A 12,116-nucleotide genomic window follows, 5' to 3' on the forward strand; every position below is an offset into this window, starting at 1 on the left:
TGTACTCTGGTGTCATGGCAACCACCCCAGAGCTCATTGACCGTCCCCGGGTTCTCGTCGTCGGCGGCGGCTACGTCGGCCTGTACGTAGCACTCAAATTGCAGAAGAAGATCGCGAACGCAGGCGGAATCGTCACCGTCGTTGATCCACTGCCGTACATGACCTACCAGCCCTTCCTCCCGGAAGTTGCCGGCGGCAACATCGAGGCACGCCACGCCGTGGTCTCGCACCGTCAGCACCTCAAGCAGACCGAGCTCATCCAGGGCCGCGTCACCAGCATTGACCACGCAAACCGCACCGCAGTGATCGCCCCCTCGGATGGCGGCGAGAACTTTGAGATCCCGTACTTTGACGTGGTCATCGCAGCCGGTGCCATCACCCGCACCTTCCCCATCAAGGGCCTCGCGGACAAGGGCATCGGCCTGAAGACCATCGAGGAAGCTGTTGCGCTGCGCAACAAGGTGCTGGAGCGGATCGAGTCCGCTTCCACCATGACTGACCCCGCAGAACGCGCCAAGGCACTGACCTTCGTTGTTGTAGGTGGCGGCTTTGCCGGCATCGAATGCCTCACCGAAATGGAAGACCTCGCCCGCGCCGCTGTGCGGAACAACCCCCGCGTCCGTCAGGAAGAAGTCCGCTTCATCCTGGTCGAAGCCATGGGCCGCATCATGCCCGAGGTCACCGCTTCGCAGGCCGAGTGGGTTGTGGAGCACCTCCGCAGCCGCGGCATCGAAGTACTCCTGAACACTTCCCTGGACAGCGCCGAGGGCAACCTTAAGCTGATCAACCTGCCGGACAAGACCCCCGCCGGTGAAGTTGAAGCAGACACCCTGGTGTGGGCTGCCGGTGTGCAGGCCAACCCCATGATCCGCTCCACCGACTTCCCGCTGGAACCGCGTGGCCGCGTTCGTGTCCTCCCGGATCTCCGCATCGCAGGGGACGAAGGCATTGTGGAGAACGCCTGGGCCGCCGGCGACATCGCCGCTGTTCCGGACCTCACGGGCAAGGGCCTGCCGGACGGCACCTGCGTCCCCAACGCCCAGCACGCACTGCGCCAGGCCAAGAAGCTCGCCAAGAACCTCTGGGCTTCCCGCTGGGACAAGCCGCTGCACGACTACAAGCACAAGAACCTTGGTGCTGTGGCCGGCTTCGGCGAGTGGAAGGGTGTTGCCAACATCAACCTGCTCGGCCGCATCGGCCTCAAGGGTGGACTCGCCTGGCTTGCCCACCGCGGCTACCACGGCATGGCCATGCCCACGGTGGAGCGTAAGTTCCGCGTGATCTTCGGCTGGATCCTGGCCTTCTTCGCCGGCCGCGACACCACCCAGTTGATGGACCTGGACAACCCGCGCGGTGCCTTCGTGGCCGCCGCAACTCCGGCTCCCAAGCCTGCTGCCGCTCCGGCACCGGTGGAAGCGAAGCCGGTTGCCGAGGAAGTCAAGACTCCGGTAACTGCTGACGCCAAGTAGTACACGCCCGACGGCGGCTGTCCCCTTGAGGGGGTGGCCGCCGTCGGCGTTTAACCGGCATGCCTCAAGGCTGCCCCCTAGACTGTCCTCATGTCCGGTGAAATCGATCTGAAGACCCTCCTGGAATCCCTTCATCCCGTGGCCCGCGACGGTGAGTACGTATACGCACTGTGGCCGCATGGAAGGCCCCTGGAAGGTGGAATCGAAGCGGCCGTGCGCGAGGCTGAGGGCCTCACCGTTGTCCTTCGCCGCGATGAGGCGGACGCGCTGGGCCTTAGCTATGATTTCGTGGCCACGTGGATCACGTTGCAGGTCCACTCGGCCCTGGAGGCCGTGGGGCTCACAGCGGCCGTCAGCGCAGCGTTGACGCATGCGGGGATCAGTTGCAACGTCCTGGCTGGTTTCCACCACGATCACCTCCTGGTGCCATCGGCGGAGGCGGGCAGGGCCTTGGAGGTGCTGCGGCTGCTGGCGCGCGGCGTGGTCCTGCGCTCCGAGCGGCCTGAGGACCGGGAAGAGATCCTGGAACTCACGGCCCGGGCTTTCTCCATCTCACCGGTGACCGGTGAGCCGGTTGAGGGCACGCCCGTTGAAGTGGGGCTGCTACGGGAGCTTTTCCAGTGCAGCGAGTACATTCCGGAGCTCAGCATTGTGGCGGAAATGGGCGGAGAAATCGTGGGGCACGCCATCAGCACGAGGGGCTGGGCGGGGGAATTTGAACTGCTGGGCCTGGGTCCCATTGGCGTGCTCCCGCCGTTCCAGCAGCGCGGAGTGGGTTCAGCCTTGATGCGCGAAACAGCGGCCCGTGCAACGGCTATGGGGGAGCGCGGCATCGCGTTGCTGGGCAGCCCGCTGTACTACAGGCGCTTCGGATACGTCCCGGCCATTTCCCTGGGCGTTGAACCGCCTGAGCCGGCCTGGGGAGAGCACTTCCAGCTACTGCCTTTGCCGGGATGGCCGGAGGACGTTTATGGGACCTTCCGCTACGCGGAGCCGTTCAACCGCCTCTAGCTGGGATACCATGGTCCGGGCGCCCCAGTAGCCCAATTGGCAGAGGCAGCGGACTTAAAATCCGCGTGTTGTGGGTTCGAGTCCCACCTGGGGCACAGGTGCAAGGTGAGAGCTCTTTCTCCCTTCCAGTGCATGGTTCCTCTCCTCAGCGACATTTCCCAGCTGGCTCCTAGATTCCCCACAGGCAACGAGTGTTATAGGGATGTGACCTGAATCACTTATGTTCGCGGGGCAATTGCACTAGTTTGAGTCTTAATCAGGAACACCTGAGTAATCGCATCAAAGGCAGTTCGCACCTTTCGATCGAGGAGACAACGAATGTTTGATCTTTCCCCAGCGGCGCCCCGAGCCGCCAAGCTAACAGCGCTTGGCATTGGGGTCGCTCTCTTGGCCACAGCTTGTGGTGGGTCTTCTACGCCTACCCAGACTGGGTCTCAATCCGCCGCTGCAGCAGGTATCGCCTGCCCGGCACCCAGCGGCGGGGCGGGAGCCGGCAACAGCCAGGCTGCCACCAACACGGGACCTGTACCTCCCTCGACCACCACTACGGCTACGCCGCTTAAACTTGGATCGCTCCTGCCGACAACGGGGTCGCTGGCGTTCCTCGGCCCGCCCGAAATCGCCGGTGTCAACCTCGGCGTCAAGGAAGTCAACGACGCCGGTGGCGTCCTGGGTGCCCCGGTGGAAGTAACGCACCGCGACTCCGGTGACACCAAGACCGACATCGCCACGCAGTCCACCACCGCCCTGCTGGGTCAAGGCGTGAGTGCCGTGATCGGCGCTGCCTCGTCCGGCGTTTCCAAGACGGTCATCAACCAGATCACCGGCGCCGGCGTCATCCACTTCTCTCCCGCGAACACCTCACCTGACTTCACCACATGGGATGACAAGGGCCTCTACTGGCGCACTGCGCCCTCGGATGTCCTGCAGGGCAAGGTCCTCGGCAACTACATGGCCACCTGTGGCGCCCAGACCGTTGGCATGATCGTTCTTAACGACGCCTACGGAACCGGCCTGCAGAAGAACGTCAAGGAAGCCTTCGAGGCAGCCGGTGGCAAGGTTGTTGCTGAAGAACTCTTCAACGAGGGCGATTCGCAGTTCAGCAGCCAGGTGGACAAGGTCCTCGCAGCCAAGCCGGACGCAATCGCACTGATCACCTTCGACCAGGCAAAGAGCATCGTCCCGCTGATGACCGGCAAGGGCGTCAAGCCTACTCAGCTGTTCATGGTTGACGGCAACACCTCGGACTACAGCAAGGACTTCCAGGCCGGCACCATGAAGGGCGCACAGGGCACCATCCCCGGTACGTTCGCCAAGGACGCCTTCAAGCAGAAGCTCCTCGCAATCGATCCCGCCCTGAAGGATTACAGCTACGCAGGCGAGTCCTACGACGCCGTGAACCTGATCTCGCTGGCCTCTGAGGCAGCCAAGAGCACCAAGGGCACGGACATTGCAGCCAAGCTCAAGGAAGTCTCTGAAGGCGGCGAGAAGTGCACCGACTTCCCGTCCTGCGTCACCCTGCTCCGCGAGGGCAAGGACATTGACTACGACGGCCAGTCCGGTCCGGTAACGTTCTCCGATGCCGGTGACCCCACCGAGGCATACATCGGTATCTACGAATACCAGGACGACAACACCTACAAGCCGGTCCGCGAAGAATTCGGCAAGCTCTAAGCCGAACGCAGGCTGAACCGCAGTCAGTACGGGTCCCCTTCCTCATCAGGAAGGGGACCCGTTCTGCGTCATCCCAAGCCTGAACAAAGCTTTCGCACAGGCGGTGGACCTACCATGGCCACATGAAGCTAACCCGGGAGGCCCGCTCCATCGCGGTGGTCATTAATGCCGGCTCACGCAAAGGATCCGCTGCCAGGGAGTTGGTGGTCCAAAGCCTGGGAAAGGCAGGACTCCCGGTTTCTGCCATGTACACAGTGGACGGAGGCGGGGACCTCAACCGGACCTTGGAACGGGCGCTTGCCGAAGGGCATGACCTCGTAGTGGTTGGGGGAGGCGACGGAACGGTTGCCTCCGCGGCAGGACTGGTAGCGGGCACGGACGTGGCGTTGGGTGTCCTTCCGCTGGGCACCGCCAATGATCTTGCCCGGACGCTGGACATCCCCAAGGACCTGGGCGAGGCATGCAAAGCCCTGGCCGAGGGAAAAATAGTGGATATTGACCTTGGCCGCGCCAACGGGCAGCCCTTCCTTAACGTTGCGTCAGCCGGCCTGTCCGTAGCTGTTACCCAGGCTCTCAGTCCGCGCCTCAAACGGCTCATTGGACCCTTGGCCTATGGAGTGGCCACAGTGCGCTCCTACGCCAAGCACAAGCCATTCCACGCCCGTTTGGAGTTCCCGGAGGGGGACCACCCGCCGGTGGAGCTGGAGAACCTGTTGCAGGTGGCTGTGGGGAACGGACGGTATTACGGCGGCGGCAATGCAGTCTCTCCCACCGCAGGGATTGATGACCACACCCTGGACATCTATGCCATTCTCATGGCGCCGCTGCGGGAGCAGGCAAAAATCGCCCGCTCGCTCAAGAACGGCAAGTTCGTGGAGAACGAGCGGGTGTACCACCTCACCAGCCGGAGCGTCAGGCTGGTCACCACCCCGCCGCTGCCGGTGAACCTCGACGGCGAAATCACCACCGGGACACCCACCGATTTCACTGTTGAACGCAATGCGGTGCACGTGGTGGTACCGGGTAACAGCAGCAGCGCCACGTTTGAGGGACGCGGCTGAAAACACCGAAGGCCCGGCTCCGGTGAAACACCGGAACCAGGCCTTCGGGACTGACGCTGTTAGACCTCGTCCGCCAGGGTACCAAGGTAAAGCTGGATGACCTTGGGGTCCTTCATGAGCTCGCGCCCCGTACCGGTGTACGCGTCCTTGCCCTGGTCCAGGACGTATCCGCGGTCGCAGATCTGCAGGCAGCGCCGCGCATTCTGCTCCACCATGATCACTGAGACCCCGGCACGGTTGATCTCGTGGACACGCAGGAAGGTCTCGTCCTGTTTGACGGGGGATAGGCCTGCCGACGGCTCGTCGAGCAGCAGCACGGCCGGGTCCATCATCAGTGCCCTGCCCATGGCCACCATCTGGCGTTCGCCACCGGACAATGACCCTGCACGCTGGGCACGCCGCTTTCCCAGCTCCGGGAAGAGGCTGGTGACAAAGTCGAACCTCTGGGAGAAGTCTTTGGGCCGCTGGAACATGCCCATTTGCAGATTCTCTTCAATGGTCAGCGTGGCAAAAACGTTGTTGGTTTGCGGCACGAAGCCAACGCCCTGGGTCACCAGCTTGTTGGCTTTCAACCCGGTGAGGTCCTGGCCACGGACCACCACCGTGCCGGAGTGGACCTTGACCAGGCCGAACATGGCTTTGAGGAGCGTGGACTTGCCGGCGCCGTTAGGCCCGATGATGCCAATGAGTTCGCCCTTGCGGGCCTCAATGCTGCAGCCGTTGAGGATATTGACGCCGGGAATGTAACCGGCCACCAAATTGGTGACCTTGACTACGGAATCACCGGCCGGGGCTGCCGCCGAGGCGGGCATTTCGCTGATGCTGCTGCTCATTTCCCGTCCTCCTTCTTGGTTTCTTCGATTTCGGACAGGATTCCTGCGTCTTCGGTTCCCACTACGGACTCTTCATCAGCTTCCAGTTCGGCCTCGAGCACCTTGATGCCTTCAGCGTCGCCGAGGTCCACATCATGGTGTGCGCCAAGGTAGGCATCGATCACCGCGGGGTTCTTCATGACTTCGCCCGGAGGTCCTTCGGCAACAACTTTGCCTTCGGCCATGACCACCACCCAGTCAGCGATGTGGCGGACCATGTTCATGTCATGCTCCACGAACAGGACGGTCATGCCCTCAGCCTTGAGGTTCTTGATGTGGTCCAGCAAAGACTGGGTCAGGGCGGGGTTCACACCGGCCATGGGTTCGTCCAGCATCACCAGCTTGGGTTTGACCATCAAGGACCGCGCCATCTCCAGGAGCTTGCGCTGACCGCCGGAAAGGGAGGCCGCGTAGTCGTCCTTCTTGGCGTCCAACTTGAACTTTTCCAGCAGCACGTTGGCCTGGGCCGTGATTTCCTTTTCCCGTCCACCCCAGATGCCCTTGAACAGAGCCTTGGAGAGTCTTTCGCCGGGCTGGTTCGCCGCGCCGAGCCGCATGTTCTCCATGACGGTCAGCTTGCCCATCACTTTGGTCAGCTGGAAGGTGCGGACCATGCCCATGCGGGCCACTTTGTAGGAGGAGACCCCTGCCAGGCTGTTGCCTTCAAACTGCCACTTGCCCGTATTGGGAGTGTCAAAGCCCGTGAGCAGGTTGAACAGGGTGGTCTTCCCTGCGCCGTTGGGACCGATCAATGCGGTGATCTTGTGGCGCGGGATCTCAAGGTATTCAACGTCCACGGCGTTGATGCCGCCAAAGGAACGGGTGACGTCCTCTGCCACCACAATGGGATCGCGCTTCTTGCACCCGGGGGTGTTCTCCCCGACCGCGATGGGCCGCGAATCGGTCATGTAGTCAATGTTGTCGGTGTTTGCACTGCTTGCAGTGTTGAATTCGTTGGTCTCACTCATGCGAAAGCAAGCTCCTTCTTATTGCCGAAGACGCCTTGCGGGCGGAAGATCATCAGCAGCATCAGCGCAACACCCACCAGGATGTAGCGCAACTGGCCGGCCTGGACGGTGGTCAGCCAGGTAATGATTCCTGATTCAATGAGGCCGTAGAGCAGGCTCTGGGTCAGCGAAAGCACCACCCAGAAGATCATGGCTCCAATGACCGGCCCCAGGACAGTGGCCATGCCGCCAAGCAGGAGGCAGGTCCACAGGAAGAACGTCAGTTCCGTACCGTAATTGGACGGTTGGACGGCGCCGCGGGGGAGTGTGAAGATCATGCCCGCCAAGGCACCCAGTACGCCACCAATGATCAGGGCTTGCATCTTGTAGGCGTAGACGTTCTTGCCCAGAGAGCGGACGGCGTTCTCGTCTTCGCGGATGCCCTTCAGGACCCGGCCCCAGGGGCTGCGCATGAGGAGCCACACCAGGAGGCAGCAAACGATCACCAGTCCCCAACCCACCACGCGGATGAAGAAGTCGCGGTTGTTCATGCCCATGTAGGAGCCCTCGGGGAAGGGGTTCATGGCATAGAAGGTGTTTTCAAACGCTGCCAGGCCGTTGGCGGAACCTGTGACGCTGGTGAGCTGGTTGGTGGTAACTACGTAGCGGACAATTTCTGCCGCTGCGATGGTGACAATTGCCAGGTAGTCCGCCCTGAGCCGCAGGGTGGGTATACCCAGGATGAATGCGAAGATGACCGAGCAGAGAACAGAAATGATCAGTGCCAGGAAGAACGGGGCGTCGAATGTGAGGGTGGAAATAGCAAAACCATAGGCGCCAACGGCCATGAAGCCGGCCTGGCCGAAGTTCAACAGCCCTGAGTAGCCAAAGTGCACCGCAAGGCCCAAAGCGGCAAGTGCGTAGGCCGCCGTCGTTGGGCTGAACAATTCGCCAAGGGCGCTGGAGAGAATAAATCCGAAGTCCATGGCCCGCTCCTAACCCACACGCTCACGCCGGCCGAGGATACCCTGCGGTCGGAACAGAAGAACAACAATCATGATGAACAGGGCACCGACGTACTTGAGGTCGGCGGGAAGGCCGAACACGGTAGTCAGTTCCACAAAGATGCCTACCACTATGGAGCCGATCAGGGCGCCGAACACGGTTCCCAAACCACCCAGGGTCACACCGGCGAAGATGAGCAGCAGGATCTGAGAGCCCATGTCGAAGGTGACACCTGGACGGTAGTAAGCCCACAGGATGCCACCGAGGGATGCCAGGACGCCGCCCACAATCCACACAATGCGGATCACGGAGTCGACGTCGATGCCGGAGGCGGCTGCCAGTGCGGGGTTGTCCGCTACTGCGCGGGTTGCCTTGCCGAGGCGGGTCTTGAGCAGGACGATGCCGATCAAGGCGATCACCACGGCGCTGATGATCAGTGACCACAGGTTGTTCGGGGAGATCGAAACCGGCCCGATCTGGATCTCTGCACTCTGCGCGCCGGGCAGCTGCTGTGTTGCACCGCCGAAGAAGAACTGGATGACGTAGCGGATGGCCAGTGCCAGGCCGATGCTGACGATCATCATGGGGACCAGGCCCGAGCCACGCTTCCTCAGGGGCCGCCAAAGCCCTGCGTCCTGGACGTAGCCAAAGAGACCACCGCCTACCAGTGCGAGCAGGATGGCCAGCCAGAAGGGGAATCCGAAGGCATTGAACATGAACACCAGTACCGCACCGAGTGTCACCATCTCACCGTGGGCGAAGTTGGTCAGGCCGGTGGTGCCGAAGATCAGGGAAAGGCCTACCGAGGCCAGTGCAAGGAGCAGGCCAAAGCTAAGACCCGCCACCAGGCGATTGAGGAGGTTTTGGCCAAAGTCCTGTTGCTGGACCACGATGCCCTCACCAAAGGCGAAGATCACCGACAGGTTTGATGTTTGGCTGAAGGTGACATCGCGGGGATTATCCTGGCCCTCGGCCAGTGCGATTCCCTCCGGCAAGGTGGAGGTGTCCAGCTCAATGGTGTAGGTGCCTTGGACAGGAACGCCGATTGTCCAGGCTCCGTTGGCTCCGGAGGTGGCTTCACCTTCAAATCCGTTGCCCGTGGCTTTGATCTTGACGCCGGGTATGGGGGCCCGGGCGTCGTCGCGGAGGAATCCGCTGATGTTGTTTTGGAACGACGTCGGTGACGGCGAAGGCGAGGGGGTGGTTGCCTGTGCCGAAGGGGCGGCGATCAACAGAGCGGTGATGAGGGCTGCGAACAGCGCCCCCACAACTCTCTGCAGTCCCTTGGACCGTCTCATGGACGGGTCGCGCAGTGTGCTTCTCAAAATGGAAACCTCCACAGTGGGGGTGGTCCCGGCTGCGCCATTGCAGCCGGTGCGAACGGTCATGGGGCTTGTGAACAGTTCTTGCCTAGCTGCCTCATTTGTGATCTAAGTCACCCATGTGTGGCCTATGTTACCGTCCGGTGGAGCTAATAAATGCCCAGTTCGGGGCTGGGAAGATCGCGATCAGATAACAACTGTGAAGCTATAGGCAACTACTGATGTAGCAATGCTTAAGTAAACCTTTGTTGTTTGGCGGTGCTTCTAAACGGTCCGCTGAAGCCGGGGTCCCGTTTTCTTGTCACAGTTGAGTTTCGTCTCCGTGAACAAGGGAACTTTCCCTGCCGCGCGCGCGTGGTAATTGGTACCGTGAATTATCACTAGCCCTTTTTCAGGAGGACACCCGCAATGGCACTTGGCGGAAACCCAGTCTTCAACGGAAAGAATTTCCGTGGAGCAAAGCAGGCCCCGCCTGTACCGCAGAACCCGTACGGCCAGCAGTTCAACCAGGCACCCGGCCGCGCGCCGGGCCAGGTCATGGACGGCCATGCGGCATGGTCTGCCCAGCAGCAGAACATGACCAATGAGCAACTGCAGCAGATGTACAACCAGCCCGCTGCAGGCCCGGCTGATACCGGACGCATGACCTATGACGACGTCATCATGAAGACCGTCGCCTGCCTCGTGGTTCTTATCATTGGCGCCGGCGTCACGCTCTTCGTGGCACCTGCGCTCTCCACCACGCTCATGATCGTTGGTGCCTTGGGCGGCTTCGTCCTGGCCCTGGTCAATACGTTCAAGAAGCAGCCCTCACCGGCCCTGATCCTTGCCTATGCAGGCCTTGAAGGCCTGTTCCTTGGTGGCCTCACGCGCATCCTGGACGGCATGTACCCCGGCGTCGGCCTCCAGGCTGTGATCGGTACGCTGGCAGTCTTCGGCGTCACCCTGGTGCTCTTCAAGAGCGGCAAGGTCCGCGCTACCCCCAAGCTGGTGCGCTTCTTCATGATCGCCACCATTGGTTACGCGGTCTTCGCGCTGATCAACATGGTGATGATGTGGACCGGCGCCGTGCAGTCGCCGTTCGGCCTCCGCACTGAACTGACCATCGCAGGCATCCCGCTGGGTGTCTTCATCGGCATCCTGGCCATCGGCCTGGCAGCGTTCTCGCTGATCATGGACTTCACCAGCATCGAAGAAGGCGTCCGCGCCGGCGCCCCGGAGCGTTACTCCTGGGTTGCAGCATTCGGCCTGACGGTCACCTTGGTTTGGCTCTACGTGGAAATCATCCGCCTGCTGGCAATCCTGCGAGGCGACGACTAGCAGCAACAGTTCCAAGGAAAATGCCCCGAAGAGAAATCTTCGGGGCATTTTTGCGTTCGTGAGAGGCGAGGTCCCGGTGGAACCGGCGGCCCCAAAGTGCCGGGTTCCACCCCCCCTCGCCGCCTGAAAACACGTCGGTCAGCTCAAACGCTCAAAGACCACTGCCATTCCCTGGCCTCCGCCAACGCACAGCGTGGCCAGGCCCAGGGTTCCATCGCGTTCTTTGAGGCCGTTGAGCAGCGTGCTGGTCATGCGGGCGCCGGTCATGCCAAAGGGGTGACCCAGGGCGATTGCACCACCATGGACGTTGAGCTTTGCGGGATCAATCCCCAATTCACGGGCGCTCGCCACTACCTGCACGGCGAAGGCTTCATTGAGCTCCACCAGATCAATGTCCTCCATGGTCAGCCCTGCCAGCGCCAGGGCTCGCCGCGTGGATTCCACAGGCCCCATGCCCATGAGCTCGGGGGAGAGGGCGCTAACGCCCGTTGAGACCACCCGGGCGAGGGGCTCCAGTCCCAGTTCCCGGGCGCGTGAGTCGCTCATTACCAGTACTGCCGCTGCGCCGTCGTTGAGCGGGCATGCGTTGCCTGCTGTCACCGTCCCCTCCGAACGGAAGACGGGCTGCAAAGCGGACACCGCTTCCAGGGTGACCCCTGGCCGGGGTGAATCATCTGTGTCCACCACAAAGCCGTCCCTGCGCGTATACGGCGTGATGTCCCGGGCATAGAACCCTGAAGCGATGGCGGCCTCTGCACGATTTTGGCTCAGGACAGCCCATTCGTCCTGCTCGGCCCGGCTGATGCCGTGGGTGGTGGACACATTTTCCGCTGTCTGGCCCATGGAGATGTAGATGTCCGGCAGCCGTCCACCAAGCCTGGGATCGGTCCAAGGGATGTTCGACGCCGCACGGGAGGCCGTGCGCTGGGCGGCTGCTTCGAAGAGCGGATTGTGGTTGGCGGAATCCGTTTCGCCTGCCCCGGCCCAGTTCTGATATCTGGACACACTCTCCACGCCTGCGGAGACTATGGCGTGCGCTTCCCCTGACTTGATGGCATGGAACGCCATCCGCAGGGTTTGCAGGCTCGAGGCGCAGAAGCGGTTGATGGTGGCGGCGGGTACACGGTCCAGCCCTGCCAGGACGGCCACCACCCGTGCCATGTTGGAGCCGGCCTCACCGCTGGGCTCAGCGCATCCCAGCAGGATGTCGTCCAAACCGTGTCCGTCCTCGGCAGCCGGATCGAAACCCGGCACTTTTGCGAGTGCGGCCTGCACCATGGCAGTAGCCAGGTCATCTGGACGTTCGTCCTTCAGGGAGCCCTTGAACGCCCTGCCAATAGGGCTTCTTGCAGTGGAAACAATGACAGCCTCAGTCATGGCCCCATGGTACGCCCGGCACCGCACGGGATGCCGGGCGCCTGCCGGAAAATCGCTA

At 62.0% G+C, this 12,116-nt stretch carries 10 protein-coding genes and 1 tRNA gene; 6 read left to right on the top strand and 5 right to left on the bottom strand.

The features are described from left to right. Positions 1-14: 14 nt before the first annotated feature. The 5 genes from ABI796_RS06040 (at position 15) to ABI796_RS06060 (ending at position 5,215) form a co-directional block, all read left to right on the top strand. Positions 15-1,469, top strand: a complete 1,455-nt coding sequence (locus ABI796_RS06040) for an NAD(P)/FAD-dependent oxidoreductase (protein WP_141283064.1) — start codon at positions 15-17, stop codon at positions 1,467-1,469. A 90-nt stretch (positions 1,470-1,559) separates the two neighbouring features. Continuing rightward, a complete protein-coding gene (locus ABI796_RS06045; protein ID WP_141283063.1) occupies positions 1,560-2,480 on the top strand; it encodes an N-acetyltransferase in 921 nt (306 codons plus the stop codon). Positions 2,481-2,501: 21 nt separating this feature from the next. Continuing rightward, positions 2,502-2,575: transfer RNA gene (locus ABI796_RS06050), tRNA-Leu, on the top strand. A 223-nt stretch (positions 2,576-2,798) separates the two neighbouring features. Further along, entirely contained in the window at positions 2,799-4,154 is a 1,356-nt protein-coding gene (locus tag ABI796_RS06055; RefSeq protein WP_141283062.1) for an ABC transporter substrate-binding protein, read from the top strand. A gap of 122 nt (positions 4,155-4,276) precedes the next feature. Then, positions 4,277-5,215 carry a lipid kinase gene (locus ABI796_RS06060; RefSeq protein WP_141283061.1) on the top strand — a complete coding sequence of 313 codons (939 nt, stop codon included), beginning with the start codon at positions 4,277-4,279 and terminating at the stop codon, positions 5,213-5,215. Positions 5,216-5,274: 59 nt separating this feature from the next. On the opposite strand, the gene ABI796_RS06065 is transcribed toward ABI796_RS06060, so the two are convergent. Genes ABI796_RS06065 through ABI796_RS06080 form a run of 4 tightly spaced genes read right to left on the bottom strand, consistent with a single transcriptional unit; the run spans position 5,275 to position 9,427 of the window. Further along, the gene (locus ABI796_RS06065; protein ID WP_141283060.1) at positions 5,275-6,048 is read right to left on the bottom strand and encodes an ABC transporter ATP-binding protein; all 774 of its coding nucleotides are present in this window, start codon (positions 6,046-6,048) and stop codon (positions 5,275-5,277) included. Then, positions 6,045-7,055, bottom strand: coding sequence for an ABC transporter ATP-binding protein (locus ABI796_RS06070; RefSeq protein WP_141283059.1), 1,011 nt, complete (start codon positions 7,053-7,055; stop codon positions 6,045-6,047). The genes ABI796_RS06065 and ABI796_RS06070 overlap by 4 nt, the downstream gene beginning before the upstream one ends. After that, positions 7,052-8,020: a branched-chain amino acid ABC transporter permease gene (locus ABI796_RS06075; protein WP_141283058.1), complete on the bottom strand. Its 969-nt coding sequence runs from the start codon at positions 8,018-8,020 to the stop codon at positions 7,052-7,054. The genes ABI796_RS06070 and ABI796_RS06075 overlap by 4 nt, the downstream gene beginning before the upstream one ends. Positions 8,021-8,029: 9 nt before the next feature. Further along, positions 8,030-9,427, bottom strand: coding sequence for a branched-chain amino acid ABC transporter permease (locus ABI796_RS06080; protein WP_141283057.1), 1,398 nt, complete (start codon positions 9,425-9,427; stop codon positions 8,030-8,032). A gap of 342 nt (positions 9,428-9,769) precedes the next feature. On the opposite strand from ABI796_RS06080, the gene ABI796_RS06085 reads away from it, so the two are divergent. Further along, a complete protein-coding gene (locus tag ABI796_RS06085; protein ID WP_141283056.1) occupies positions 9,770-10,681 on the top strand; it encodes a Bax inhibitor-1/YccA family protein in 912 nt (303 codons plus the stop codon). Positions 10,682-10,819: 138 nt separating this feature from the next. Here ABI796_RS06085 and ABI796_RS06090 read toward each other — a convergent pair whose 3' ends face one another. Continuing rightward, on the bottom strand, positions 10,820-12,058 hold the full coding sequence (locus tag ABI796_RS06090) for an acetyl-CoA C-acetyltransferase (RefSeq protein WP_141283055.1): 1,239 nt from the start codon (positions 12,056-12,058) through the stop codon (positions 10,820-10,822). Positions 12,059-12,116: the final 58 nt, after the last annotated feature.

The sequence above is a fragment of the Paenarthrobacter aurescens genome, from assembly GCF_041549525.1.
Lineage (GTDB): Bacteria > Actinomycetota > Actinomycetes > Actinomycetales > Micrococcaceae > Arthrobacter > Arthrobacter aurescens.

Coding starts and splice junctions, on each gene's coding strand:
- ABI796_RS06060 (WP_141283061.1), top strand. CDS start 4,277: ATGAAGCTAACCCGGGAGGCCCGCTCCATCGCGGTGGTCATTAATGCC.
- ABI796_RS06070 (WP_141283059.1), bottom strand. CDS start 7,055: ATGAGTGAGACCAACGAATTCAACACTGCAAGCAGTGCAAACACCGAC.
- ABI796_RS06075 (WP_141283058.1), bottom strand. CDS start 8,020: ATGGACTTCGGATTTATTCTCTCCAGCGCCCTTGGCGAATTGTTCAGC.
- ABI796_RS06045 (WP_141283063.1), top strand. CDS start 1,560: ATGTCCGGTGAAATCGATCTGAAGACCCTCCTGGAATCCCTTCATCCC.
- ABI796_RS06040 (WP_141283064.1), top strand. CDS start 15: ATGGCAACCACCCCAGAGCTCATTGACCGTCCCCGGGTTCTCGTCGTC.
- ABI796_RS06080 (WP_141283057.1), bottom strand. CDS start 9,427: ATGACCGTTCGCACCGGCTGCAATGGCGCAGCCGGGACCACCCCCACT.
- ABI796_RS06085 (WP_141283056.1), top strand. CDS start 9,770: ATGGCACTTGGCGGAAACCCAGTCTTCAACGGAAAGAATTTCCGTGGA.
- ABI796_RS06065 (WP_141283060.1), bottom strand. CDS start 6,048: ATGAGCAGCAGCATCAGCGAAATGCCCGCCTCGGCGGCAGCCCCGGCC.
- ABI796_RS06090 (WP_141283055.1), bottom strand. CDS start 12,058: ATGACTGAGGCTGTCATTGTTTCCACTGCAAGAAGCCCTATTGGCAGG.
- ABI796_RS06055 (WP_141283062.1), top strand. CDS start 2,799: ATGTTTGATCTTTCCCCAGCGGCGCCCCGAGCCGCCAAGCTAACAGCG.